Source organism: Paenibacillus sp. XY044, assembly GCF_002257645.1.
In the GTDB taxonomy this organism is placed as follows: Bacteria; Bacillota; Bacilli; order Paenibacillales; family Paenibacillaceae; genus Paenibacillus_AQ.
Genome location: NZ_NQMO01000008.1, coordinates 109,621 through 136,185 on the forward strand (window position 1 = coordinate 109,621; position 26,565 = coordinate 136,185).

The following is a 26,565-nucleotide window of genomic DNA, read 5'->3' on the forward strand; positions in this document are numbered from 1 at the left end:
AATGAGGCATCCATGTGGATCATTGAACACTTTTACTGGATCCTGATCATTGGATTTGCGGTCATCTCTGCGCTGAGCAAAAACGGAAAGAAATCGAAGCAGAGGCAGCAGCCCCGGGGCATGCCCACGTTTGGGGGCGAAGGCCGCTCGTATCAGAAGCGGGACGAAGAGGACGAGTACGATGAGGAAGACGAGGATGAGGAATACGAATACGGCGAGGAGCGGAGAGAGCCGGCGTACGGCTCCCGGCCGCAGGATACTGCGGGCAGAAGAAGCTCCCCGTTCAGTTCGTACCCATCGTCTGCCCCTGAACCCTCAGCCGGTCCTCGAGACTATCGTCCGGCTCCAGACTACGATACCGGTGAAGGGGTATCCTCCATGTGGACGGAGGAGAAGAAGTCCCCGTTGGAGGTTACGCTGGAGGATCGAACCCGTACGATGCAACAGGAGATTAACAGGGTGAACGCTTCTCTGGACAAAATATCGACGAAGATGGATATGGCTTCGAACGTGGCGTCTGACCGGGAAGCACCTGCTCCGGTATCTCCTTTGGCCGAGCAGGCCAGGCAAGGGATCATCTGGGCCGAAATTCTGGGGCCGCCCCGCTCCAAACGCCCGTTGAATCCGCGGAAATAACGATAATCTAGAACTGAGGCCTCTTTCGGCCTGGAAAGATCATGGCATCTTTCCGGGCAGCGGAAGAGGCTTTTTCAAGATATGGAGGGATCTCCCCAGCAAACATATCCTCCGTTCTCGCCGATTGAAACATACATCATGAGCAGCCTGTCTGCTGTGACCTTACGCCGAAGAGGCGTTTTTTATTTTATGATGCGTCAGGCGTGTGATCTAAGGGCTTGTTCTCCCCCTGAAAAGCTTCATAAACCGGGCTTTCCATGCATAAGGTGTAGAGTACAGGAAGGGGGAAGACCTTCGTATGGCCGGGATCAGCCGCAGGCTGCGGAAGTGGACAAACGAAATGCTGGATATTCCGCAGGACGTTCTGTTCGATCTGCCGCGAATCACTATGGTGGGAAACAAAGAACTCTATATCGAGAATCATCGGGGCGTACGGCATTTTTCTTCCGATAAAATGATCCTTTCCCTGTCCCAGGGACTGCTCGAGATCGAAGGCTCCGGGCTTATGATCCGGTCGATTCTGCCGGAAGAAGTGATGATCGAAGGATTGGTAACGAACATAAAATATACAGGAACGGAGGAGAGTCCATGAAAATCCCGACGTTAACCCGGGTTCGCGGCTGCTTGCTTATTGCTGTCCGGGGGGATCATGTGGAGTATTTCATCAATGCATTGGCGGAGAGCGGTATTCCGTTATGGGACATCGAACCCAAAAACGGACAATTGGCAGAGATGAAGGTGCTTCTAAGGGATTTCCATGCTCTTCGTCCTCTGTTAAAACGGACAGGCTGCCGGGTCCATGTACAGGGTCGGATCGGCCTGCCCTTTACGCTGGTCAAGCTGTATAAGCGCAAGTTCTTTATGGTGGGCATCGTGCTGTTTTTTGTTCTGCTGTTCCTGCTGTCATCCATGGTGTGGAACGTCAGGGTCACCGGCAATGAAAAAATTGCGACCGAAGACGTGCTTGAAGCGGCGAAAAAGGAGGGAGTCCGCCCGTTCCAATGGATATTCCGCTTAGAGTCGCCGGACAAGCTGTCGCGTGAGCTGAGCATCCGGCTTCCGGGCACGTCCTGGATCGGGGTCGAGCGCAAAGGCACCACGATTACGATCCAGATCGTGGAGGCGGCCGAACCTGCGAAACAGCCGTTGACCGATCCGCGCCATCTGGTTAGCCGGACGGATGCGGTGGTTACGAGCATTTACGCGGAGCAGGGGCGTCCGCTCGTCGAAAAAAACACCCGGGTGAAAAAGGGGCAGGTGCTCATATCAGGCATACTTGGCGTTCAAGGAGGAAACACGCAGATTGTCGTGGCCAAAGGGGAAGTCAAAGGGCTGGTTTGGCACGAATACAGTTTGGAGGTCCCGCTGGTCCAGAAGCATAAAGTATATACCGGGGAGAGAAAGACGAAGTCTTATTTTGTGATCGGCAATCGCGCGGTGCAGCTGTGGGGCTACGGAAAGGATCCCTATGAAGCTTCCGAAACGCTGACGGAGCATGACCCTCTGACCTGGCGTTCCTTCAAGCTCCCCGTCGGATGGATGACGGAAAAGGTGATGGAAGTGCGGGAGAACCAGGAGACGCTGACCGTAGAAGAGGCCAAGAAACAAGGATTGGACGGAGCAGTGCGGGATATTTTGGCGAAATATGGAACGGATTCGCAGATCATCAGCCAAAAAATTTTGCATGAGAAGAAAGAGAATGGTAAAGTTTATATGAAAGTGCTTTTCGAGGTGGAAGAGAAGATTGCCGTAGAGCTTCCCATAGTTCATAACCAAGGAGAATGAGGCTATTTGTCTGAAAAAACTCACAGCGCACAAATCTTACTTCAAAGTGCAAGCGAAGGGATGTCCATTTTTGGACCGCAGGACACCTTTCTTAAGATGATCGAAGCGGAAATTCCCGCCCAGATCGTGTCGAGGGAAGCGGAAATTACCGTCCGCGGCAGCGACCGTGACGTGCAGGTGCTGACCGAGCTGTTCGAAGTGCTCCTCCAGCTTGTCCGCAATGGTTACATTCTGACCGAACGTGATGTTTCCTATGCGATCGACTTGGCGAAAGACTTCCGGGCGGATCAGCTGCTCGACCTGTTCAAAGGTGAAATCACGACCACGTTCCGGGGCAAACCGATCCGCGTCAAGACGATCGGCCAGAAGCATTATGTCACTACCATCCGCAAGCGTGACGTCGTGTTCGGCATCGGGCCAGCAGGAACAGGAAAGACCTATTTGGCGGTCGTTTTGGCCGTTGCCGCCTTGAAGGAGGGCTCCGTCAAACGAATCGTGCTGACGCGTCCGGCTGTCGAAGCGGGTGAAAGTCTCGGCTTTTTGCCGGGAGATCTTCAGGAGAAGGTTGACCCGTATTTACGTCCGCTGTACGATGCGCTCTATGACGTCATGGGACCCGAACAGACTGCAAAGTCGCTGGAACGGGGATTGATTGAGATCGCTCCGCTCGCTTATATGCGGGGACGGACGCTGGACGATTCTTTTATTATATTGGACGAGGCCCAAAACACGACACCTGAACAAATGAAAATGTTTCTTACCCGTCTTGGGTTCGGCTCGAAAATGGTCATCACAGGCGACGTTACCCAGATTGACCTGCCGAGAGGCAAGAAGTCTGGTCTGGTTGAAGCCAAATCGATCTTAAGCGGCATTGAAGAGATCGGGTTTGTGCAGTTCGCCGAACAGGATGTCGTGCGTCACTCCCTAGTGCAGAAAATCATTGTTGCTTACGACAAAGCTGCAGAAAACCAAGATTAGAGGGGATTATCTTTATGACTTCGAAAGAAGCGTCATCAGGCAAATCTTTCTCAACTAAAAATATCGGATGGAAACATAGCGCGGCAACCCGCTATGTTCTCTTTTTATGTCTGGCCATTCTGTTCTACGTAAGCCTGGCGCCGGATCTGCTTCCGGAAAAATACAACATCCAGGTCGGCACGCACAGCGAGAAGGAAATCACGGCGCCGATGCAGATTCCGAACAACAAAGCCACCCTCAAGGCGCAGGAGGAAGCGGCCGAACGCGTGCAGCCGATTTACACCATCGTTCCCATCCGGAACGATAACCTGATCGCCTCGCTGCTCGACCGGATCGATAAGCTCAATCAGGACGACCAGGTTTCCCGCGAGGACAAGGTGGCGATTTACCGTCAGGAGATTCCGCAGCGTGCCCAGGATTTCGTGCAGAACTACGTCAATAATACGCGGAGTTTGGGCACCTATTCCGACGCACTGTTGAATGAGATGCTGAAGGTGACCAGCCAGCAGGTCTACAAAATTCCGGAAGAGACCTTTATCAAAATTCCGCGCCTGACCTCTGCCGATATTACCGAGATGAAGCCGGTGGCGCGTGAAATCGTATCACGGCTGACTAACGACCAGATCGCGGACGCCCAGACCGCAAGGGCCAAGGTAGCCGAGCTGGTCAGCACGAGCTCTCTGAGCCAGCGCACGGCGCGCGAAGTGGTGCAGGAGCTGTCCAAGATCGCCATCACGGCCAACAAGTTCTATGACGAAGAGGCGACGAAGGAAGCCAAAGTTCAGGCCAGGGAAAATACCCCGACGGTATACATCAAGCAGGGCGGTGTGCTTGTCGCGAAGGGCGAGCTGATCACGGAAGAACTGTACAACCTGCTGGATGATAACGGCCTGCTCAAAAATGACGTCAACTATTGGCCGCAGTTTGGGCTGCTGCTTTTGTCTCTCCTGCTGGCGCTCGGATTGATGATGTTTATCCGCCAGCTTCACGGGGGCAAGTTTGGGTATAACAATTCCCAGCTGCTGATGCTTGTCCTTATTTTTATTATTACGATCGTTTCCATGCATGTCGCCGGCATTTTGCAGAGCAGCGAGCGTCCCTATCTCGGCTATTTGGCGCCGGTGGCCATCGGCTCGATGCTGGTCACGCTGCTGCTGGACATGTCGCTCGCATTTTTCTGCGCCATGATCTTCAGCATTCTGTCCAGCGTCATTCTGAATGTGCACCAGGGACAGATGTTTGATTTTAAGTTCGGCTTGTTCTCGCTGATCGTGTCTTACGTGGCTATCTTTACGATCCATAAGGCAAGCCAGCGGTCGACCCTGCTGAAGGGCGGGATCATGGTTTGCTTGTTCGGCTCGTTGACCGTATTTTTGATTAACCTGATCGATAACGACGACTGGCAGCAAATGTCTACGCTGTACGCGCTGGGGTTTGCCTTTGCGGGCGGATTGCTGACCGCGATTCTGGTCATCGGTCTAATGCCGTTTTTTGAGGTCACCTTCGGCATTCTATCGGCCCTGAAGCTGGTGGAGCTGTCGAACCCGAACCACCCGCTGCTGCGCAAGCTGCTTACCGAAACGCCGGGAACCTATCACCACAGCGTTATGGTCGGCAATTTGTCGGAGGCGGCGGCCGAAGCGATCGGGGCGAACGGATTGCTGTGCCGGGTCGGATCGTATTACCATGATATCGGAAAGACGAAACGGCCAAGCTATTTTATAGAAAACCAGAACAACATGGAGAACCCCCATGACTCGATCGATCCGAAGCTGAGCAAGTCGATTATTATCGCGCATGCGAGGGACGGGGTCGAGATGCTCAAGGATTACAAGCTGCCGAAACCGATTCGCGATATCGCCGAGCAGCATCACGGCACGACCTTCCTGCATTTCTTCTACCACAAGGCGCTTCGCCTGGCGGAGGAGCAGGGCAAGGAGCCGGATTTCACGGAAGAGGATTTCCGTTATCCGGGTCCGAAGGCCCAGTCCAAAGAGTCGGCGGTTATCGGTATCGCGGACAGCGTCGAAGCTGCCGTACGGTCCTTACGCAATCCGACCGTCACCCAGGTGGAATCGGTGATCGAAAAAATCATCAAAAGCCGGCTGGACGATCATCAGTTTAACGAGTGCGATCTGACGATGAAGGAACTGGACATTGTTGCAAAGACGCTGAAAGAAAGCGTAATGGGGATTTTCCACTCCCGGATCGAGTATCCGGAAGAAATGAAGAAAACGAAGATGGATGAAGAGAATAGAAGGAGCGGTTGAAAGATGGGTCTGCATCTGGCTTGGAACAATGAACAAAATGAGCATCCGGTCAGCGATGAGCTGATCGCCACGCTGGAGGTCATCCTGCAGAAAGCAGGGGAATCGGAAGGCGTGGAGGACGGCGAAGTGGCGCTTACATTCGTCGACGATAAGCAGATTCATGAGCTGAACCTTGAGTACCGCGGCATCGACCGTCCGACGGACGTCTTGTCCTTCGCGATGAACGAGACCCTGGACGAAGAGCTGGACATCGTGTACGAGCTGGAAGAAGACGAGGAATTGCAGGATATGCCGGAGGTGCTCGGCGATATTATCATCTCCGTCGATCGCGCCAAAGCTCAAAGCGAAGATTACGGACACTCCCTGGAGCGTGAAATCGGCTTCCTGTTCGTCCACGGATTTCTGCACCTGCTCGGTTATGACCATCAGGATGCGGAAAGCGAAGCGGAAATGATGGGCAAGCAGGAGGCTGTTCTGGCCCAGGTGGGGTTGACCCGGTAATGGCCAAGCGCTCCTTCCTTGCTTCATTCGGTTACGCCGCGGAAGGAATCGGATATGCTTTGAAAACCCAGCGCAACATGCGAATTCATGCCGCGGCGGCGGTCGTGGTCATTGCCGCTGCCGCCCTGCTGCACCTGTCTTGGCAGCGGTGGCTGTTCCTGCTCGTCGCGATCACGATGGTGATGGCGGCCGAGCTGCTGAATACCGCTGTTGAGGCCGTTGTGGATATGGTTTCGCCGGAAGTGCATCCTATGGCCAAGGCGGCGAAAGATACCGCGGCCGGCGCAGTACTGCTGACCGCCATCTTTGCCGTCGTCGTCGCCATCATCGTGTTCTATCAGCCTGTCGCAGCATGGCTTGGATGACTACATTAGAGGTTACAGGAGGAATTAAACAATGGACACAGCTCAATTAATGCAAGAAGCTATCAAGGCAAGAACCAAGGCCTATACCCCTTATTCCCACTTTGGCGTGGGTGCGGCCCTGCTGGATGCCGAGGGTCATGTCCATCATGGCTGCAACGTGGAGAATGCGGCATACGGGCCGACCAACTGTGCGGAGCGGACCGCACTGTTCCGGGCTGTTGCCGACGGCCATCAGCCCGGCAGCTTTCAGGCGATCGCGGTTGTGGGAGATACCGAAGGTCCGATCTCGCCGTGCGGCGTATGCCGCCAGGTTCTGTTGGAGCTGTGCGCTCCCGACATGAAAGTCATTATGGGCAATTTGAAGGGGGACATCCAGGAAACCACGGTGAGGGATCTGCTGCCGGGTGCGTTTGGACCGTCCGACCTGAAACACAGTGACAGCGAATAAGCTTTGCGATATATTGAATACACATATGAACTTGGGGCCCCATCTTCAGCAGCCGGTGAGCATCAATGCTTAACCGTTCTTACGAAGGATGCGGGCCCTGATGGTCTTCCTGCTTAAGGAAGCATTATAGGAGGGTAATGACTTACATGGCGAAACCGTCATTCAAATCAGGCTTTGTGGCCATTATAGGCAGACCGAACGTGGGGAAATCGACGCTGATGAATCAAGTCATCGGCCAGAAAATCGCCATCATGTCGGACAAGCCGCAAACGACGCGCAACAAAATTCACGGCGTATATACTACGGATCACTCCCAAATCGTGTTTCTGGATACGCCGGGGATTCATAAACGCCAGTCCAAGCTTGGCGATTTCATGAACAATACCGCACTGAACACGCTGCAGGAGGTGGAGGCCGTCCTGTTCCTGGCCGATACTTCCGAGGGATTCGGGGGCGGCGACCGCTATATCATCGAACAGCTGAAGAAGGTGAAGACGCCGGTCATTCTCGTGCTCAACAAGATTGACAAAATCGAGCCTCAGGCGCTGCTTCCGATCATCGAGGAGTACCGCAAGCTGCACGATTTCGCCGAGGTTGTGCCGATTTCGGCCATGCTGGGCAACAACGTGAACACCCTGCTCGAGCAGGTGGAAAAGTATTTGCCCGAAGGGCCGCAGTATTATCCGGAAGATCAGGTCACAGACCATCCGGAGCAGTTCGTCTGCGCGGAGCTGATCCGCGAGAAAATTTTGCATATGACCCGCGAAGAAGTTCCGCATTCCATCGCGGTCACGATCGAAGATATGCGCGTGCAGGACAACGGCGTCGTATATATCTCGGCGGTGATCTTCGTCGAGCGGGATTCTCAGAAGGGCATCATTATCGGCAAGCAGGGCTCGCTGCTGAAGGAAGTCGGCAAGCAGGCGCGGCAGGACATTCAAAACCTGCTCGGCTCGAAAATTTTCCTAGAGCTGTGGGTAAAAGTGAAAAAAGACTGGCGCAACCAAGAGCGGATTCTTCGTGATCTGGGCTTTAACCGCGACTAGGCAGGTCCCGTTTTCCCGGCTGGAAAATCCCGGCTGGCATGAATTGCAACACATAGTTTCACGGCTTTCGTAACATCCTATTTTTTGAAGATGCAGACGTCATTTCCGAAGAAAGGATGAATACGAATGCGAGATTTTTCGTGGAAGTATTTTGCGATGACTGGAGATGTGGATGCTTACTTGCTCTATAAACAGGCCGCCGGCATGACGGCGGATGAAGCGGAGACGGCAGCTGCGGCGCAGCTGCTGGATGAGACGGATACCTATGAAGAAAACGAATGATCTTTGGCTGCTCCGGGAATGGCTGGGGGATGAAGCATGCTTTACAGGGTGGAAGGGATCGTCATCCGCAGCATGGACTACGGCGAGGGGAACAAAATCATTACGATTTGCACCGAAAACGCGGGTAAAGTAGGCGTACTTGTCCGGGGAGCAAAAAAGGTAAAGAGCCGTCATGCTGCATTGACACAGCTGTTTACGACAGCGGAATACGTATTTTTCAGAAACGGCACGGGGCTCGGCACGCTGAACGCGGGGGAAATTTATCAATCGCATCACGTGCTGCGCGAGGACATCGTTCTTGCCGCTTATGCCTCTTACGCCTGCGAACTGCTTGACCGCGTGCTGCAGGATGAGGAGACGGGAAGCTTCTGGTACCAGCAGCTCAAGGCGTGTCTAGAAGCGCTGGAAGAGGGCAAAGATCCCGCCGTCATTATCAACTTGTACGAAATGAAAATATTGCAGACTGCAGGATACGGTCCCGAACTGTCATCCTGCATTTCTTGTGGAAGGGATATTGCGCCGCAAGAGGAACGTTACTGGGTGAGTCCGCGGCTAGGAGGCGTGCTGTGCCGGGCTTGCAAGCACCTGGATTCCCAGGCGATGGGGATATCGCCCCGGACGATGAAGCTGCTGCGGCTGTTCGCCCAGCTCGATTTGCGCCGGCTCGGCCACGTCGATGTGAAAGAGGAGACCAAGGCAGAGCTGAAGGCAGTGATGCGGGCGTTTATGGATATGCAGCTGGGGCTGAATTTGAAATCGCGGGGCTTCCTCGATCAAATGGAGAAGTACGGGCTGTAATAGTTTCGGGAGATATTGACTATCGGAATGATATCCTGTAATATATGTTAAGTTACTTTTAAATTGTCTGACACGCAATGATCGAAGAAGTAGTGGGTATTCCATTCCTGTTAGCGAGCCGGGGAGGGTGTAAGCCTGGCGGAAGGAATCCATGAACCGGCGCTTCGGGAGCGTGAAATGAAATCGGAAAAGTGGGTTGTTCCCCGTCTTGAAGCAAGGGGCAGCCAAGTAGGGTGGAACCGCGGGATCAGCTCTCGTCCCTATGTCTGTACAACAGGCATAGGGCGGGAGCTTTTTGTTGTACAGAAAATGTGATCATTTCTGACGGATACCAGCCGTCCATTCCCCCCAATTTTTCAATGAAGGAGAGTCGTATATGAACTTTCAGCAGATGATTTTGACGCTGCAGCAGTTCTGGGCCAATCAGAATTGCATTATCGTGAATCCCTATGACACGGAAAAAGGGGCCGGCACGATGAACCCGATGACCTTTTTGCGTTCTCTCGGACCGGAACCCTGGAAGGTAGCTTATGTGGAGCCTTCCCGCCGCCCATCGGACGGACGTTACGGCGAAAATCCGAACCGGCTCTATCAGCATCACCAGTTCCAGGTAATCATCAAGCCGAGCCCGGACAATATTCAGGAGCTGTACCTCGACAGCCTGAAGGCGCTCGGGGTGGACGCTCTCGACCATGATATCCGTTTTGTTGAGGACAACTGGGAGAATCCTTCGCTCGGATGCGCAGGCTTAGGATGGGAAGTATGGCTGGACGGGATGGAAATCACCCAGTTCACTTACTTCCAGCAGGTGGGCGGTATCGAAACGAATCCGGTCGCCGTGGAAATTACCTACGGCATGGAGCGCTTGGCTTCCTACATTCAGGAGAAAGAAAACGTGTTTGACCTGGAATGGGTCGACGGCATTTCTTACGGGGACGTTTTCCATCAAGCGGAAGTAGAACACTCCACGTACACCTTTGAAGTATCGGACGTGAAAATGCTGTTTACGCTGTTCAACATGTATGAACAGGAAGCAGGCGAGGCGATGGAGCGGAACCTGGTATTCCCGGCGTACGACTATGTCCTGAAATGCTCGCACACGTTCAACCTTCTTGACGCAAGGGGAGCCATCAGCGTTACGGAGCGTACCGGCTACATTACCCGGGTGCGCAATCTGGCCCGCCAAGTGGCGGCAACCTACATGGAGGAGCGCGAGAAGCTCGGCTTCCCGCTGCTGAAGAAAGGAGGCGACCTGAATGTCTAAGGACCTGTTGTTTGAAATCGGCCTGGAGGAAGTGCCGGCCCGGTTTTTACGCGCGGCGATGGAACAATTGGAAGAACGCTTGGTGAAATGGCTGGAACAGTCCCGGATCGCTCACGGTGAAGTTCGCTCCTATGCGACGCCCCGCCGCTTGGCCGTACTTGTCAAATCGGTTGCGGAGAAGCAGGAGGACGTGCAGGAGGAAGTGAAGGGTCCTTCCCGCAAAATCGCCCTCGACGAGAGCGGCGGCTGGAGCAAGGCCGCGCTTGGCTTCGCCCGCGGACAAGGCGTGGATCCCGAACAGTTTACGTTCAAAGAGCTGAACGGCGTGGAATACATTTACGTTACGAAAAGCAGCAATGGCGTGGAGACCGCCGCGCTGCTGCCTGAGGCGCTGCTTGGCATTCTCTCTTCGATGACGTTCCCTAAGCACATGCGCTGGGGCAGCTACGAATATAAATTCATCCGTCCGATCCGCTGGATCACGGCCCTGTTCGGCACGGATATTATTGATCTGGAAGTGACTGGCGTGAAGTCAGGCAACGTGACCCGCGGCCACCGTTTCCTCGGAACGGAAGCGGTCGTGCCGGAAGCTGGCGCTTACAAGCAAGTGCTGCTCGGCCAGCACGTCATCGTTGACGTGAAGGAACGCGAGAGCATGATTCTGAAGCAGATCGAATCGCTCGCCGCGGAGAAGAACTGGACGATCGCGGTCAAGGACGACTTGCTGGAGGAAGTGCTGTTCCTGGTGGAAACGCCGACGGTGCTCTTCGGAACGTTCGATCCGTCCTTCCTGAACATTCCGCAGGAAGTGCTGATCACTTCCATGCGGGAGCATCAGCGTTATTTCCCTGTTCTGGATGGCCAAGGACAGCTGCTGCCGTTCTTCGTAACGGTGCGCAACGGCGACAAGCGGTCGCTGGACGTGATCGCCAAAGGGAACGAAAAGGTGCTTCGCGCCCGCCTGTCGGACGCTAAGTTCTTCTATGAGGAAGATCAGAAACTCGAGATCAAGGACGCTCTCTCCAAACTGGAAAGCATCGTCTTCCACGAGGAAATCGGCACCGTAGGCGACAAGGTCCGCCGGATCCGCCGCATTGCCGACCTGATCGGAGAAGCGCTGCAAATCTCGGGCACGGACAGCGAATCGGTAAGCCGCGCTGCGGACATTTGCAAATTCGACCTCGTTACGCAAATGGTGTATGAATTCCCTGAATTGCAAGGGGTCATGGGCGAAGACTATGCCCGCAAAGCCGGCGAAAGGGAAGATGTGGCCAAGGCGGTATTCGAGCATTACCAGCCGCGTTCGGCATCGGACGACGTTCCGTCCAGCCTGGTGGGTTCCATCGTAAGCATCGCGGATAAAATCGACACAATTGTCGGCTGCTTCTCGATCGGCATCATTCCGACCGGCTCTCAGGACCCTTATGCGCTGAGACGACAGTCTCAGGGCATCGTGCAAATTTTGCTCGCCAAGCAAATGCCGCTCACCCTGTCCCAACTGTTCAACATCGCGCTCGACGTACATGCAGAGCTTCGCAGCCTGGACCGCCAACCGGACGACATCCGCAAGGATCTGGCAGAGTTCTTCGGCCTCCGCGTGAAGAAGCTGCTCTCCGAGACGCTCCGCTACGACGTGGTCGACGCCGTCATTTCCGCTGGCTTCGACGATGTAATGTCGGTCGTATCCCGCGGGGAAGCGCTGATGAAGGCAGTTAACAGCGGAGACGATTTCAAGACGACCGTAGAATCCTTTAACCGCGTCAGCAATCTGGCAGGCAAAGCGGAAAAGGTGGAGGTTCAAGAATCGCTATTTGGTGAAGAGGCCGAGTCCAATCTGTTCCGTTCATGGCAATCCATCACTGCCGATTACCATGCAGCGCTGTCGGAGCGGGATGGCGCCAAAGCCCTTGACCTTCTTGCCGGCATCAAGGAAGCCGTTACGAAATTTTTTGATTCCGTCATGGTCATGGCTGATGATGAGCAGGTCCGGGCTAACCGACTGGGTCTTTTGGCATCGATTGACCGCGATTTGAAGCAGTTCGCTGACTTCAACAAGCTGGTATGGTAAACCTTTAAAGGTTTCGGGTAAAAGAATACGGAAGCGGGACGAAACAAAACGGTCCCGTTTTCGTATCTTTTTCATGTATATAGATTGAACTAAAGTTTTTCATTGAACTTCCTGTTATAACGGCCCAAATACGGCCTCTAACATTCATTTCTTTAGTTCATTCTACGTAAGGATAAGTTTTCCGGCACCTGCAGCATTGTCAGAAGTTGTAATGTCCTCCCCAGGAGGATTTTTATAGGCCAGGCTCGTATATAATAGTACGGAAAACCAAGAATGACAGGTGGGCTTGAATCGGCTATGGATGACAGACAAATCGTTGTGGACGGCGACGCCTGTCCGGTGAAACAGGAGATCGCCGCAGCGGCCAGGGCTGCGGGCATTTCCGTGCTGATGGTTTCTTCGTTCGACCATTTGATCCAAGCCGAAGAAGGCGTACGGACCGTTCAGGTGGACCGGAGCGATCAGAGCGCCGATCTGTATATCGCCAATCATATCCGCCGGGGGGACGTTGTGATTACCCAGGACTACGGACTTGCCGCCTTGGCCTTGTCGAAACATTGCCATGTGCTCTCCTTTCGGGGCATGCGGTTTCATAACGATGACATCGAGTTTATGCTCGACCGCAGGCACCATCAGGCCAAAGCGCGAAGGAGCGGCAAGCATTCCAAAGGCCCGAAACCGATCACCGCGGAGGATAAAAGAATTTTTCAACAGAAACTGACAAAACTTTTGCATGATTTGCAGGAGAACGTATAACGATAGCGAATTATATTTTACGTGCAAAAAGAGATGAAGGTGGTTGTGATGAGTGCCGGACATGGCAGCATTCCGGAAAAAGTCATCGATGCGGTGCTGGAGCAGCACGATATCGTCGATACGGTAAGCAGGTACGTTCATCTGACCAAGCAGGGGAAATACATGAAAGGCCTCTGCCCGTTTCATTCGGAGAAAACACCGTCTTTCACGGTCACGCCTGAAAGGCAAATCTTTTACTGCTACGGCTGCGGCAAGGGTGGAAATGCCATCAAATTCAGGATGGAAATCGAAGGATTATCTTTTCCCGAAGCCGTTAAAGTCATGGCGGAAGAGAGCCACATCGCGGTTCCGGAAGGGCTGGGGGGACCGGCGCATCAGCCGAATCCCGAGAGAGACCGCCTGCTTCAGGCCTACGAATGGACAGCAAAGTTTTATCACTTTTTACTGAAAAATACGGAGCATGGCAAGTCAGCCATGGATTATTTGCGGCAGCGGGGCATCACCGACAAGATGATCGATTTATTCCAAATCGGTTACGCTCCGGATACGTGGAATACGCTGGTTCAGTTTCTGTCCAAACGCTCCTTTGATCTCGAAGAGATGGAGAAGGGCGGATTGCTGACCAAACGCAGTGACGGCGGGGATTACTTGGACCGTTTCCGGGACCGGATCATGTTTCCGATCCATGACCGCAACGGCAAGGTGATCGCTTTTGCCGGCAGGATCCTCGGCGAAGGGCAGCCGAAGTATTTGAATTCGCCCGAGAGCAAGCTCTTTAACAAAAGCCGAACGCTGTACAATCTGCATCAAGCCAGACCGTCAATACGCAAATCGCGGCAGATCGTTCTTTTTGAAGGATACGGGGACGTGATCTCGGCATGGGAAGCAGGGGTTCAGAACGGTGTAGCTACGATGGGTACGTCCTTAACGGAGAATCACGCCTCCCTGGTGAAGACGATGGCGGATGAAGTGCTGGTGTGCTACGACGGGGACCGGGCCGGACAAGCCGCGGCGATGAAGGTGATTCCCCTGCTTGAAAACGTGGGGCTGAACATCAAAATCGCGGTCCTGAACGAGGGGCTGGATCCTGACGAGTTCATCCGGAAATACGGGGCGGAACGGTTCGTGCGGCAGATTATCGAGGGCGCCGTTTCAACCACAAAATTTAAGCTTATATATCTGAAAAAAAACCATATACTCCTAGAAGAAGATGGGAAAATCGCCTACATGAAGGAAGTCCTGCCCATCATCGCGGTGCTGCCTTCTTCGACCGAACGGGAAGTATATTTAAGGGAATTATCTTCAGAATTGCAGCTTTCCTTTGAGAGCTTGAAGCAGGATTGCAATGAGATTCGGCAGTCGATGCAAAAAAACATGCCGGATGGGGATAATAACGACAAAAGGTGGAATAATGGTAGGCATAAAAAAGGGCATGTTCCCGCCCCGACATTACTGCCGGCATATCATACCGGAGAACGTCGCCTTTTAGCCATGATGCTGCAGGATGCCGAGGCTGCCCGCTACGTGGAAGAACGGCTTGGGGACGCGTTTAACATTGATGATCATGCAGCGATTGCTGCTTATCTATATGCCTATTATGCACAGGGCAAATCACCGGATATCAGCCGGTTTATGTCATCGCTCCACGACGATCGCCTCGAGAAAACCGTCAGTTCCATCTCCATGATGGATATGCCGCGGGAGTGGAGCGTGCAAGAGCTGGATGATTGCATTCGGGAGGTACAAAAAGTCCCGCAACAACGGAAAATAGAGCAGAAGAAAGAAGAAATGATATCTGCCGAACGGTCCGGAGACTTTTTGCGTGCTGCACAAATTGCAAGTGAGATTATAGCCCTAGAGAGACAGTAATCGTTGGCTTCGATGGTTTCTAGGGAGGAGGGAGTCGAAATATGGCGAATGATCAGCATACTGAACTAGAGACAGAATTTACGCTTGATCAGGTTAAGGATCAGCTGATTGAGCAGGGTAAAAAGAGATCGTCACTGAATTACAAAGATATTATGGAAAAACTATCGCCGTTCGACCAAGACCCTGAACAGATGGATGAGTTCTATGAGCATCTGGGCGATTTGGGTATTGAAGTGGTCAATGAGAATGACGAGGAAGTCAGCAATATGCGTCAAGGCGACGACCATGAAGGAAACGATAACGATGACTTTAATTTTGACGATGATCTGTCTTTGCCGCCGGGCATTAAGATCAACGACCCTGTACGGATGTATCTTAAGGAAATCGGCCGTGTGCCCCTCTTGTCCGCTGACGATGAGGTGGAACTGGCCAAACGGATCATGAACGGGGACGAGGAAGCGAAGCGGCGGCTGGCCGAAGCGAACCTGCGTCTCGTCGTCAGTATCGCCAAGCGGTACGTCGGCCGCGGCATGCTCTTCCTTGATTTGATTCAGGAAGGCAACATGGGTCTGATCAAGGCGGTTGAGAAATTTGACCATAACAAAGGTTTCAAATTCAGTACGTATGCCACTTGGTGGATTCGCCAGGCCATTACGCGTGCAATCGCTGACCAAGCAAGAACAATCCGGATTCCGGTTCATATGGTGGAAACGATCAACAAGCTGATCCGGGTATCCCGTCAGCTGCTGCAGGAATTGGGGCGCGAACCAACACCGGAGGAAATTGCGGCCGAGATGGAACTCAGTGTGGAGAAGGTCCGGGAAATCATGAAGATTGCCCAGGAGCCGGTGTCGCTTGAGACGCCGATCGGGGAAGAGGATGATTCCCACCTGGGAGATTTTATCGAGGATCAGGAGGCGCTTGCTCCTGCGGATGCGGCGGCCTATGAGCTGCTGAAGGAACAACTGGAAGACGTGCTCGATACGCTGACCGAACGTGAGGAGAATGTGCTCCGGCTGCGTTTTGGTCTGGATGACGGCCGGACTCGGACGCTCGAGGAAGTAGGCAAAGTGTTTGGCGTTACCCGTGAACGGATTCGCCAAATCGAAGCCAAAGCGCTCCGGAAGCTTCGCCATCCGAGCCGCAGCAAACGGCTGAAGGATTTTCTCGAATAAACGAAACCAACTTGGACCTTCTGCGGCATGCCGTCAGCGAGGTCCTTTTTTATTACTATATATCCGTAAGCTTCAGCGTGAAGCTTGTAAGTTCTGTTTTCTTTTAGAATTATTTCCTTAATTTGTTTTTATTTTAGCGCTTTTATCGAGCCAATGCAAATGATCTGGGCATTTGCCCAAAGATTGGAATCGGTTCGAAGGTTAAAGAGGTCCCGCTTCTGCGGCTGCTGATTTGCAGAGAGGCCCTGCCGTTTGGTAGGGTAATGGAAGGGTAAAAAATAAGCGATGGTGACGGTGGACATATGAAATTATCAAGAAGATTACAGCTCATTATGGAGCAGATTCCCCCTGGAAGCCGGCTCGCGGACATTGGCTCGGATCACGCGCTGCTGCCGGTAGCTGCCGTCCAGGCCGGCCTGGTGGTAAAGGCCGTAGCGGGAGAAGTTAACCAGGGTCCGCTTCAAGCGGCGGCCAAGCAGGTGGCTGAAGCCGGACGTGGCGATGACATTTCGGTCCGGCTGGGAGACGGGCTGGCGGTCATCTCGCCAGGGGAAGTGGATGTCATTACAATCGCTGGCATGGGTGGAAGCCTGATCGCGAGCATTTTGAATGAAGGTCAAGACAAACTGTCCGAGGTGAAGCGGCTCATCTTGCAGCCGAACGTCGGAGAGGATTTGCTGCGCCGGTGGCTGATCGATCATGCCTGGGTGCTGGTGTCCGAGCTGATTATCGAGGAAGACGGCAAAATTTATGAGATTTTGACAGCAGTACCGGAGAATTCATCTCCTGTCCGGTCGAATGAGGAATTGTACCTGGAACGGACATGGCAAACGGGAGAAGCTGGTGACGTCGTGTCCTTATCCAAGGATCTTCTAATCCGTATGGGACCTTGGCTGCTTGAGCAGCCGAGTGAAGTGTTTATTGCCAAATGGGAGGGCGAACTGGCGAAGATGGAAGGAATTTTGAAGTCCGTTTCGTCCTCCCAGCTGGCTTCCGCTGAAGCCAAAGCCAGAGAACTGAATGAAGAAATGAAACAAATTAGGGAGGTGCTTGCATGTTTGCAAAAGGACAAACGGTAATTCAATATATGGAGCAGCTCGCTCCCAAGCATTTGGCGGTACCGGACGACCGGATCGGGCTGCAGCTCGGCAGCCTCCAGAAGGAGGTCCGGAGCGTGCTGGTCGCGCTTGACGTCAATGACGAGGTGGTCGAGGAGGCGATAGCGATGAACGCCGATTTGATTGTGGCGCATCACGCCATCATTTTCCGGCCGCTCAAGCAGCTCCAGACGGACACTCCGATGGGGAAAATCTACGAGAAGCTGATCAAGCATGGCATCGCCGTCTATATTAGCCACACCAATCTCGATATTGCCGAGGGAGGAATGAACGACTGGATGGCCGAGGCGATTGGCATAACAGGCGGGGTGCCGCTGGATGAGGTAGATGCCGAGAAGCTGTTCAAGTTGGTCGTGTTTGTTCCGTCTACGCATGAGGAGAAGGTCCGGAACGCCATGCTGGACGCAGGAGCGGGGGCGATCGGAAACTACAGCCACTGCAGCTTTAACGTGCAGGGCACGGGTACCTTTTTGCCGCAGGAAGGAACGGAACCTTATATCGGCAAGTCCGGGAAGCTGGAGCACGTGGAAGAGGTCCGGATCGAGACCATCCTCCCCCAAGGAATCCGTAATAAGGTCGTTCAGGCGATGATCAAGGCGCATCCTTACGAAGAAGTAGCTTACGATCTTTATCCGCTTGACCTGAAAGGACGCAGCTACGGGCTTGGCCGGGTGGGCAAGCTTCAGGAGCCGATGACGCTGGCACAATTCGTCGACGTGGTCAAGGAGAAGCTGGATGTGCCGCATGTCCGGGTTGTGGGCGATCTGGACCGCAAGATCGGCAAGGCGGCCGTTCTTGGCGGATCGGGCAGCCGCTACGTTAATTCCGCGATATTCCGTGGGGCTGATGTGCTCGTGACCGGAGACATCGATTATCATACCGCGCAGGATGCGCTGATGGCCGGGATCGCTGTGATCGATCCGGGTCACAATGCCGAGAAAATCATGAAGGCCAAAACGGCGGAATGGCTGCAGGCCAAACTGTCGGACAGCCGCTATGACACGAAAGTCGCAGCGTCTAAAGTCAACACCGAGCCGTTCCGTTTTATGTAAAAATGGAGATTTTCGTTAAATTATTAGGCATTTGCCATTGTGTCCGGCGCAGATTCCCTGTATAATATTTTTTGTTGTCCGGAAAGTTTGACAGACAATCGCTGGCGGCGCGTAAGGCGCCGCGAGAGGAAAGTCCGGGCTCCATAGGGCAGGGTGCTGGATAACGTCCAGTCAGCGCGAGTTGAAGGATAGTGCCACAGAAATGGACCGCCGATGGCTGCTGCATGCAGCGGCACAGGCAAGGATGGAACCGAGGTGTAAGAGACCCCGAGGAGCGTTGGTGACTTCGTTCCTGGTAAACCCCACCTGGAGCAAGACCTAATGGAACGCAGCTTCCCTGAGAAGCAGCCTTTGCCCGAGGCGCGTTTGGGTTGGTCGCTGGAGCCAATCAGTAATGGTTGGCCTAGATAGATGATTGTCGCTCATCCGTGGGAGGGTAGTTCCCGTATGAACCACGACGAGCACAGAACCCGGCTTACGTAAAACTTTCCTAACTGCCAACAGTTCTTATTAGGATGATGTAATCAAGGCGGTATCCCGTAATTTTACGGGATACCGCCTTTTTGCTGCTTGGGCTCGGGCCAAGCCTGTTTTAGACGTATACCTTTTAGCTAAGGACAAACGTACAATCCCGATTGGGATCTCCATAATAGACTATATTAAATTTATGAAGGGAGATGCTTATCGAATGAGCCATTGCTTTAATTGTCCTCCTGCAGATCCGGTTTTCACTGATCCGACCGTGGTGTACCAAGACTATTACTATCCGCAGGTCGTTCCGATTGTCCACACGGTTGAAATCGTAAAAAGACATCACTGTGTCCCCGTTCCTAAACACTGCTATAACTATGTCGTTCGCGACGAAGCCATTGTAGGTACAGTTTCCGCTTACAGAGGTTCGAGACGCGCCGCCCGCACGTCGCGAGCCAAACGCACGCGGTAACTTGTATTCCTCTAAAAAAGGCAATCCGCCAATTTCAGAGCGGATTGCCTTTTTCTAATGGAACTTATTTGGTCTTCACGCTTTCGCTGCCCATGATCGAGTTCATCTGGTTCTGTACATGCTGCGGCCACAGCTGAAGCGGTGAATTGCCGCCCCCGGCTGTTTGCAACGCCTTGTAAATATCGATTTGACCGTTGCCGTAATATTTGTCATGTCCTTTCGGCCCGAGGTCAATCGTGCTTTTGCACATAATGTCCATCACTTGTTTATTGGTCAAGTCCGGATTTCGCGAGCGGATCAGTGCGGCCATGGCGGCGACGTGCGGACTGGCCATCGAAGTCCCGGACAGGGCGGCGTACTGGTTGCCTGGATAGGTGCTGGCAATGCTCGTCCCAGGTGCGGCCACATCGATATAATCCCCGAAATTGGAATAGGAGGCTTTCTTCATGTTTGCATCGGTCGCAGCGACGGCGAGAACTTCGGGATAGGCCGCCGGGAAGCCTGGTCGCTCGGTGTTGTCGTTTCCTGCCGCGGAAACCAGCACGACGTCCTTATCATACGCGTATCTCACCGCGTCGTGGAGGAACTGGGAATCAGCGTAGTTGCCCAAGCTCAGATTAATGACTTTGGCACCATGATCCGCAGCCCAGATGATGCCTTCCGACACCGAATAGGTCGTACCCGATCCCGATTTATCAAGCGCCTTCACCGGTAACATCTTATTGTACCAACTGATGCCCGCCACACCTTCATTATTGTTGACGACGGCCCCGATGATGCCGGCCACATGCGTTCCGTGACCCACATCGTCCAGCGGATCGCTACCGGGATCCACAACGTTGTATCCGGTCAGCAGCTGGCCTTGAAGATCCGGGTGGTTAATGTCCGCACCGGTGTCCACGATACCGACAATGACATCGTTGCTCCCCTTGGATAAATCCCAGCCCTGGTTCGTTTCGATCGCAGGCAAGTTCCACTGATACTTCGCAAACAGCAGGTCATTTGGAACGTTCGGAAGGCCGCCTGTTTCTGTAACGGTATCATTGGTTAAGTATAAATAATGCGGTTCTACATAATGTGGATTCCAGTGGTTCAGAAAATATACTTTCAGCTGGGTGTAATCCATCGAGCTGGACCGAAAGACGTAAGCATAACCGAGCTTCCGGGAAGATTCCGCCTTGACGTCACCCTTAATCCGTTTCATATCTTCCGGGGACGGATCCTGACGGAAGCGGACGACGATTTCGTTCTCGTAATAATGGCTGGCGTTTTCGTTATCGTGTCCGGTTTTAACCGTCAAATCGCGCAGGGTATCGGCGTGAACCGATTCGACTTTAAATTTGCCCTCTTTCGGATAAGGGATCAGCCGCAGGTTTTTCTTCTGATGATTTTCCACGTCGAGCAGTATCTTTTGATTCATTAAGGCAATGACGCTTTGGCTGCTTTTGGCCGAAGGTTCGGCGATGACGAAATACTGCTTGCCGGCCATCTTGAAGGCAGGTGACTGGTACGCCTGGTGACTTTTCACCTGCCGTTTGGCTGTGCTTAAATAGTGATCCAGCTTTTTCCGGTCCTGTGAGGTCCAAGAGTCATCCTTTTTGGCATATTGAAGCGGTTGGTCCAGCTTGGGGTCCTGCCACACCAGCATGGAAAAATGGTCATGGCTTTTTTGCAAATCGCGCACATAATCGTTAATCTGCTTCGGCTTTGCGCTGCTCAGATTGTTCAGCATGGCCGTCAGATGCTGCCTCGCATCCAGCCGGGTCAAATGATCGGTTGAAGCGATGTCCTGCGACATCATGCTTTTCTTTAAATGATGCTCCTGCTTTGGAGTCGGGACTGGCGGGGATTCAGATTCAGCCACCTGCTGCCGGCTGTCCGAGCGCGGGAGCAGCAGAAACAACGCGAGCACGCCGCAGACGGTCGCCGTACCGATGCCTACCCATTTTCCTTTCGACATAAAAAGTACCTCCTTGAGAATGATAAGTACCTTTAGCGTGAGAAAAGGGAAGCTATTTTATACCCCAGCAGCTAACTCAGGCAAAAACCTGCTCAATTCGTCCAAAACGTGACCAGAAAGGGATACCGTTCCAGTTTGTTTTATGTTAGGATAGTACATGAAAATTGATGCTTGCTTCAAACGATGGTGATGAAATTTCGGATCCTCTCCGGGACCGAAAGGAACAAATTAAGGGGGAGCTAATTAGCTATGTCAGCAGGTAATGTTCAAAAATTGTGTGAAACCACGAAAGAGAAGCTGAAATCCGCAATCGAGAAACTGGAACAATTCCTCAACGAGAATTCGATTCCGCAGCTTGCACCAGACAGTAATGAGGAAACGCTGCAATTTTACAAAGGATTTTTGTCGGATCTGCGGCATCTTCTGGTCTTCTCCGAAGTATCAGCCGAGAAACTGGGAATTGCATTGCGCCGTGCCAATTTTGACACTGATTTTGCTGAAAAAGCTCTCTATAATGTGTATCATCATTGCGTCAACAATTTCTTTTATCCGAAAAACGAAAGTTATTCCGAAGATGGCCGTTACGCTTATACGGGCCAGGATGCCATCCGTTTCCGGGTTAAACCGGTTCGCCCTGTAAGAGACATTATTTTGGATATCACCAAGGTATATGAAGACCTTAGAGACGACCTGACTTACTACGAAAGCGATTATTTGACAGAGCGCCGGATGCACAATCAGCGTTCGCACGCTTAACCTTATAACGATTCAAACCAAAGATGCCTGATGATGGCATCTTTTTTTATTTTCCTCACCGTGTCCATCAACTGACAAGAAGCCGCAGGGATATGCCGATATGGAGCAGGGGAGAATGAAGTTTGAGGTGATAAAAAATGAAGGATCCAAGAACCTATGTAAAGTGCAGCGTCAGCAACTGCTCCTACTGGGGAGAAGAGAACGTATGCAAAGCCGAGCAAATCCTGATCGAAATCGACAAGCACGCCTCCGCCAAGTACAGCGAGGAGTACGGAAGCGAGCTTGGAGAGCACAAGGACCGGGCGGAAAGCTCTTCGGCCACCTGCTGTCTGACCTTCAAACCCAAAACTTCCTAACTCAAGCGTCCGCATCCAATTTGCACTTATCCATCTGTCATGAGGAGGCTTCTAATCATGGATGAATTCAACAAAGGTGAGCAGGAACACAAGAAGGGCAGCCCGTTTGCAGGAAAAGGAATCACTCCCGTTCCTACGGATGCCCATTTCCGTAACGATCATCGTGAGGAATATGCAGCCGAGACGGGTACTTCCACGGGAAATCGTGAACACGACGACCATCCGGCTGCCGTAACACGCATTCGTACCGATTTTCCGCGCAGAGACGGGCACAAGGAAGAATACGCTTCAGAGGTAACCAGCCCAGAAGTAACGAGCCGTGCTGCCGGTTATTCGATCCGGGACGACCGGGAGGAAGATGCCAAGAAGAGGGCCGATTTGTTCAAAAATGACCGTGAGGAGTATGCCGCAGAAGTGGCTCCGTCGCCATCGGTCCGCAGAGATGAGGTCCATGCATCGGAAGATGCCGATGACCGGGATACCGTCCAGAACTACGGACGTACGGCCGGCTATGTCGGTGTAGGCTTCGGCGTCTTGTCCCTGTTTATGTGGTCCATCATCCTGGGCCCCCTGGCTGCGGTCATCGGCTTTTATGCGTACAGCCAAGGAAGCAAGGTTTGGGGAGGATGGGCGATGGGACTCGGCATTTTGGCTACGATCAGCTACTTCGTGCTGGTTCCGTTCGCACGCTAATTCATTCAAGTAAAAGGCGCCTTTGGCCGCTATTGAAGCGGCTGAGGCGCTTTTTTTCTTGATTGAGGTCTGGCGCGAACCCGCGGAATCATGGTAAAATAAACCCGATCCGCATGGACAAGATTTTGAGGGAAAAAGAGGTTTGAGACTATGCAAATCGATCCGGCTGCAGTGCAACAGTTGTTGGCGATGCAGGATAACAGCCGTATTCAAAATAGAGACGAGCTTATTCAGGACATTATCGAGAATGGGAGCACCTCTGATTTTGGTGTCATCCTGAATCAACTGCTGGATGATTCCAGCGCGGCGGCTGCAGAAATAGATGCTTCCGTACAACCGACGGTACCCGGCGTATCATGGAGTGACGGCCTCCTGTGGCAGCAGCTAGGAGAGGTGAACACCTCGCTGGCGACGCAAGCGGATGGCGTATCCCAACCGGTGCATTCCGGTACCGGCAGATCGACCGCTTACAATGATCTGATTGAACAGGCAAGCCGTAAGTACGGGGTGTCCGATTCGCTGATCAAGGCCGTCATCGAGACGGAGTCTACCTTTAATCCGAATGTCGTATCCTCTGCGGGTGCTAAAGGCCTGATGCAGCTCATGGACGGCACGGCCCAGGGACTAGGGGTCAGCGATCCGTTCGACCCGGCACAGAACATCGATGCCGGTACGAAATACCTTTCGTATCAGCTGAGCCGCTTCGGGGGGCAGGAGAACATGGCGCTGGCGGCATACAATGCGGGCCCTAACCGGGTGCTCAAGCTTGGCGTATCGACCGATGCCGAATTGATGCAGCATTTGGACCAGCTTCCTGCAGAAACAAGAAACTATATCCGTAAAATTGCGGATGCCAGGGCAAAATATGAAGGTTGATACCAATCGAATAGCGTTTTAAGTTACGGGATCAAACTCGGGAGGACGGGAAGCGGCTCGATAAGCGCTTCTTCCGATGTTTGATCTCTTTATATTGCTTCGGGTGATCCGTGTAAAGGAGGAAACGTGATGATCTATTGGGACCATGCGGCAAGTACGCCACCCTACGAAGAAGTCATCCAGACGATGGCTGAAGTGATGAGACAGCATTACGGCAATCCTTCATCCATTCACCGGATGGGCGAGGATGCCGCCAAACTAATCAAGCGTTCCCGGGAAGTTTGCGCCATCGCCCTTGGCGTTAAGCCAGCCGAGATCATCTTGACCTCAGGCGCAACGGAAGGCAACAATCTGGCCATCAAGGGCGCGGCCTTTCAGTACGCCGGCAGGGGCAAGCACATCATAACGACGGCAACGGAACACCCATCCGTATACGACAGCTGCTTGTATCTTCAGGAACATGGATTCGAGGTGACCTTTCTTGACGTGGACCGGAAAGGCCGGATTGATCCGGACCAGCTGCGCAGCCAGATTCGGAAGGACACCATCTTGGTCAGTATCATGCATGTAAACAACGAGACAGGCGCATTACAGCCACTGGAGGCTGCGGGACGCATGATCAAACAATGCAACCCGCGCACCCTTTTCCATGTGGACGGTGTTCAGGGCTTTGGTAAGCTGCATGTCGATCTGCAGGCTTGGCAGGCAGATTTATATACGTTATCCGCACACAAAATCCGCGGTCCTAAAGGCACCGGCGTTTTATTCAAAAGGGAAAGCGTTCAGCTTCATCCGCTCCTGTCGGGAGGCAAACAGGAATCCGGCATGCGCTCGGGGACGGAGAACTATCCCGGGATGGTCGCCATGGCCAAAGCCATGCGGATGGCAAAAGAGCAACTGGGGGATTTCGGTGAGCAGGTTGGGGCACTTCGTGACGATTTGCTTGGATTTATCCGCAGCTTGCCGGAGCTTGCGCTGAACAGTGACGAAGGCGGGGCGCCGCATATCGTCAACGTGTCATTTCCGGGGATGAAAGCCGAGGTGCTGCTTCATACGCTCGAGGAGCACGGCATGCTGGTGTCCACGAAATCGGCCTGCTCATCCAAGACGTCGGAGCCAAGCCGAGTCCTGCTTGCCATGGGACGGAGCGACGATGAGGCTTCCAGCGCGATCCGAATCAGCATGGGGCTTACCAACACCAACAATGAATTGCAACGGCTGAAGGACGCGCTCCAGGATGCGGTCAACCGGCTGAGGCCTTTAATGACAGGAAGGAATGAAATCCATTGAAATATGATATGCTGCTGCTCCGTTACGGAGAAATTACACTCAAAGGAAAAAACCGGGGACGTTTTGAGAATGCGGTTATCTCACATATCCGGTCCATTCTTAAGGATTTTCCCAAAGCTAAGATTCGCAAGGATTACGGAAGACTGTACGTTGAACTGAACGGGGAAGAGGTGGAGCCGCTGATTTCCTCGCTCCAAAAAATATTTGGATTGACGTCGATCAGCCCGGTCGTGGTGAGTCCCACGGAGCTGGATTCCATATTGGAAGCCTCTTCCGCCTTTCTCGCACAGATGAACATGGAGGAAGAGATCACCTTTAAGGTCCATGCCCGCAGGGTATGGAAAGCATTCCCGCATTCGTCTCATGAAATGAACCATCTGGTGGGTGCACCGCTGCTGAAGAAATATCCTCTGTTAAAAGTGAGCATGAAGGATCCCGAGCTCACCCTGCATGTTGAGATCCGCGATCAGGGAACCTATATATTCTGTCAAACCATTCCCGCCGTCGGAGGATTTCCACGGGGAAGCAACGGCAAGGCCATGCTGCTCCTGTCGGGTGGAATCGACAGCCCGGTCGCAGGATGGTCATCCATGCGCAGAGGGCTGGAAGTGGAGTGCGTTCACTTCTACAGCTATCCGTTTACAAGCCGTCTCGCCAAGGAGAAGGTGATCGATCTGGCGAAGGTGCTGTCGGGATATGCAGGGGAGATCAAGCTTCATCTGGTACCGTTTACCGAAGTGCAAACGTCCTTTACCGGCATTGGGCAGGACAATTTGATCATCACGCTGATGCGGCGTTCCATGCTGCGGATTGCCGAGCTGCTGGCCGAGCGCGAAGGGGCGCTTGCGATCGTTACCGGAGACAGCCTCGGCCAGGTGGCCAGCCAAACCCTGCCGAGCATGAACGTGATCGGCAGGGCGACTGAGCTGCCGCTACTGCGGCCGCTGATCATGATGGACAAGAATGAGATCATTCGTATTTCCAAAGATATCGGCACGTACGATACCTCGATTCTTCCTTATGAAGACTGCTGCACCCTGTTCGTGCCCAAATCACCGACGACGAATCCGAATTTGCGGGTCGTCGAGAACGTGGAAGCGTCGATCGAGAAGCTCTCCGAACTGATCCAAGACGCTTTAGAGCGGACCGAGACCCTGGTACTGACCAAGGATTATGTGATTGGGGATGAAGAAGAAGCAGGCGTCAACGAGGATTGGTTCTAAAGAGCATGCATCGAAAACAAACAAAGGAGGTCTCTTCATGGAAGAGCCTCCTTTCGC

General features: G+C 53.1%; 26 protein-coding genes and 1 other RNA gene. 26 read left to right on the forward strand and 1 reads right to left on the reverse strand.

Annotation, left to right across the window (positions count from 1 at the left end; genetic code table 11):
- Nucleotides 1-12: 12 nt before the first annotated feature.
- From CJP46_RS26925 to CJP46_RS27020, 20 genes are all read left to right on the forward strand, one after another.
- Nucleotides 13-636, forward strand: coding sequence for a hypothetical protein (locus CJP46_RS26925; RefSeq protein ID WP_094598730.1), 624 nt, complete (start codon nucleotides 13-15; stop codon nucleotides 634-636).
- A 298-nt stretch (nucleotides 637-934) separates the two neighbouring features.
- The gene (gene yqfC, locus CJP46_RS26930; protein WP_094598731.1) at nucleotides 935-1,228 is read left to right on the forward strand and encodes a sporulation protein YqfC; all 294 of its coding nucleotides are present in this window, start codon (nucleotides 935-937) and stop codon (nucleotides 1,226-1,228) included.
- Complete coding sequence (gene yqfD / locus CJP46_RS26935; RefSeq protein WP_094598732.1) at nucleotides 1,225-2,421, forward strand: sporulation protein YqfD; 1,197 nt, start codon at nucleotides 1,225-1,227, stop codon at nucleotides 2,419-2,421. The genes yqfC and yqfD overlap by 4 nt, the downstream gene beginning before the upstream one ends.
- Before the next feature lie 60 nt (nucleotides 2,422-2,481).
- Nucleotides 2,482-3,399 carry a PhoH family protein gene (locus CJP46_RS26940; RefSeq protein WP_373558043.1) on the forward strand — a complete coding sequence of 306 codons (918 nt, stop codon included), beginning with the start codon at nucleotides 2,482-2,484 and terminating at the stop codon, nucleotides 3,397-3,399.
- 14 nt (nucleotides 3,400-3,413) lie between these two features.
- Nucleotides 3,414-5,669 carry an HD family phosphohydrolase gene (locus tag CJP46_RS26945; RefSeq protein WP_094598734.1) on the forward strand — a complete coding sequence of 752 codons (2,256 nt, stop codon included), beginning with the start codon at nucleotides 3,414-3,416 and terminating at the stop codon, nucleotides 5,667-5,669.
- Nucleotides 5,670-5,672: 3 nt separating this feature from the next.
- A complete protein-coding gene (gene ybeY / locus CJP46_RS26950) occupies nucleotides 5,673-6,170 on the forward strand; it encodes an rRNA maturation RNase YbeY (RefSeq protein WP_094598735.1) in 498 nt (165 codons plus the stop codon).
- Nucleotides 6,170-6,535, forward strand: coding sequence for a diacylglycerol kinase family protein (locus CJP46_RS26955; protein WP_094598736.1), 366 nt, complete (start codon nucleotides 6,170-6,172; stop codon nucleotides 6,533-6,535). The genes ybeY and CJP46_RS26955 overlap by 1 nt, the downstream gene beginning before the upstream one ends.
- A gap of 31 nt (nucleotides 6,536-6,566) precedes the next feature.
- Entirely contained in the window at nucleotides 6,567-6,983 is a 417-nt protein-coding gene (gene cdd / locus CJP46_RS26960) for a cytidine deaminase (RefSeq protein WP_094598737.1), read from the forward strand.
- A gap of 146 nt (nucleotides 6,984-7,129) precedes the next feature.
- Entirely contained in the window at nucleotides 7,130-8,029 is a 900-nt protein-coding gene (gene era, locus CJP46_RS26965; protein WP_094598738.1) for a GTPase Era, read from the forward strand.
- Nucleotides 8,030-8,155: 126 nt separating this feature from the next.
- On the forward strand, nucleotides 8,156-8,311 hold the full coding sequence (locus CJP46_RS26970; RefSeq protein WP_094598739.1) for a YqzL family protein: 156 nt from the start codon (nucleotides 8,156-8,158) through the stop codon (nucleotides 8,309-8,311).
- 36 nt (nucleotides 8,312-8,347) lie between these two features.
- Entirely contained in the window at nucleotides 8,348-9,109 is a 762-nt protein-coding gene (recO, locus tag CJP46_RS26975) for a DNA repair protein RecO (protein ID WP_094598740.1), read from the forward strand.
- 376 nt (nucleotides 9,110-9,485) lie between these two features.
- A complete protein-coding gene (gene glyQ / locus CJP46_RS26980) occupies nucleotides 9,486-10,373 on the forward strand; it encodes a glycine--tRNA ligase subunit alpha (RefSeq protein WP_094598741.1) in 888 nt (295 codons plus the stop codon).
- Nucleotides 10,366-12,441, forward strand: coding sequence for a glycine--tRNA ligase subunit beta (gene glyS / locus CJP46_RS26985; protein ID WP_094598742.1), 2,076 nt, complete (start codon nucleotides 10,366-10,368; stop codon nucleotides 12,439-12,441). Before glyQ ends, glyS begins: the two co-directional genes overlap by 8 nt.
- 297 nt (nucleotides 12,442-12,738) lie before the next feature.
- Nucleotides 12,739-13,197, forward strand: a complete 459-nt coding sequence (locus CJP46_RS26990; RefSeq protein WP_094598743.1) for a YaiI/YqxD family protein — start codon at nucleotides 12,739-12,741, stop codon at nucleotides 13,195-13,197.
- 48 nt (nucleotides 13,198-13,245) lie between these two features.
- On the forward strand, nucleotides 13,246-15,066 hold the full coding sequence (gene dnaG / locus CJP46_RS26995; RefSeq protein ID WP_094598943.1) for a DNA primase: 1,821 nt from the start codon (nucleotides 13,246-13,248) through the stop codon (nucleotides 15,064-15,066).
- Between the two features lie 41 nt (nucleotides 15,067-15,107).
- Nucleotides 15,108-16,241 (forward strand): RNA polymerase sigma factor RpoD, encoded by a 1,134-nt coding sequence (gene rpoD, locus CJP46_RS27000; RefSeq protein WP_094598744.1) that lies wholly within the window; start codon nucleotides 15,108-15,110, stop codon nucleotides 16,239-16,241.
- Nucleotides 16,242-16,543: 302 nt separating this feature from the next.
- A complete protein-coding gene (locus tag CJP46_RS27005) occupies nucleotides 16,544-17,320 on the forward strand; it encodes a tRNA (adenine(22)-N(1))-methyltransferase (RefSeq protein WP_094598745.1) in 777 nt (258 codons plus the stop codon).
- A complete protein-coding gene (locus CJP46_RS27010) occupies nucleotides 17,296-18,411 on the forward strand; it encodes a Nif3-like dinuclear metal center hexameric protein (RefSeq protein ID WP_094598746.1) in 1,116 nt (371 codons plus the stop codon). Before CJP46_RS27005 ends, CJP46_RS27010 begins: the two co-directional genes overlap by 25 nt.
- A gap of 82 nt (nucleotides 18,412-18,493) precedes the next feature.
- Nucleotides 18,494-18,904, forward strand: an RNA gene (gene rnpB, locus CJP46_RS27015) — RNase P RNA component class A.
- A gap of 195 nt (nucleotides 18,905-19,099) precedes the next feature.
- The gene (locus CJP46_RS27020) at nucleotides 19,100-19,354 is read left to right on the forward strand and encodes a hypothetical protein (protein ID WP_094598747.1); all 255 of its coding nucleotides are present in this window, start codon (nucleotides 19,100-19,102) and stop codon (nucleotides 19,352-19,354) included.
- A 64-nt stretch (nucleotides 19,355-19,418) separates the two neighbouring features.
- Here CJP46_RS27020 and CJP46_RS27025 read toward each other — a convergent pair whose 3' ends face one another.
- Nucleotides 19,419-21,314: a S8 family peptidase gene (locus tag CJP46_RS27025; RefSeq protein ID WP_094598748.1), complete on the reverse strand. Its 1,896-nt coding sequence runs from the start codon at nucleotides 21,312-21,314 to the stop codon at nucleotides 19,419-19,421.
- A 249-nt stretch (nucleotides 21,315-21,563) separates the two neighbouring features.
- On the opposite strand from CJP46_RS27025, the gene CJP46_RS27030 reads away from it, so the two are divergent.
- The 6 genes from CJP46_RS27030 to thiI all read left to right on the forward strand — a co-directional run bounded on the left by CJP46_RS27030 (nucleotide 21,564) and on the right by thiI (nucleotide 26,508).
- Nucleotides 21,564-22,070, forward strand: coding sequence for a YpuI family protein (locus CJP46_RS27030; RefSeq protein WP_094598749.1), 507 nt, complete (start codon nucleotides 21,564-21,566; stop codon nucleotides 22,068-22,070).
- 137 nt (nucleotides 22,071-22,207) lie between these two features.
- Nucleotides 22,208-22,426 (forward strand): DUF1540 domain-containing protein, encoded by a 219-nt coding sequence (locus CJP46_RS27035; RefSeq protein ID WP_094598750.1) that lies wholly within the window; start codon nucleotides 22,208-22,210, stop codon nucleotides 22,424-22,426.
- A 57-nt stretch (nucleotides 22,427-22,483) separates the two neighbouring features.
- On the forward strand, nucleotides 22,484-23,119 hold the full coding sequence (locus tag CJP46_RS37445; protein WP_306431098.1) for a hypothetical protein: 636 nt from the start codon (nucleotides 22,484-22,486) through the stop codon (nucleotides 23,117-23,119).
- Nucleotides 23,120-23,269: 150 nt separating this feature from the next.
- A complete protein-coding gene (locus CJP46_RS27045) occupies nucleotides 23,270-23,995 on the forward strand; it encodes a lytic transglycosylase domain-containing protein (RefSeq protein ID WP_094598751.1) in 726 nt (241 codons plus the stop codon).
- A 129-nt stretch (nucleotides 23,996-24,124) separates the two neighbouring features.
- Nucleotides 24,125-25,285 carry a cysteine desulfurase family protein gene (locus CJP46_RS27050; protein WP_094598752.1) on the forward strand — a complete coding sequence of 387 codons (1,161 nt, stop codon included), beginning with the start codon at nucleotides 24,125-24,127 and terminating at the stop codon, nucleotides 25,283-25,285.
- The gene (thiI, locus tag CJP46_RS27055; protein WP_094598753.1) at nucleotides 25,282-26,508 is read left to right on the forward strand and encodes a tRNA uracil 4-sulfurtransferase ThiI; all 1,227 of its coding nucleotides are present in this window, start codon (nucleotides 25,282-25,284) and stop codon (nucleotides 26,506-26,508) included. The genes CJP46_RS27050 and thiI overlap by 4 nt, the downstream gene beginning before the upstream one ends.
- Nucleotides 26,509-26,565: the final 57 nt, after the last annotated feature.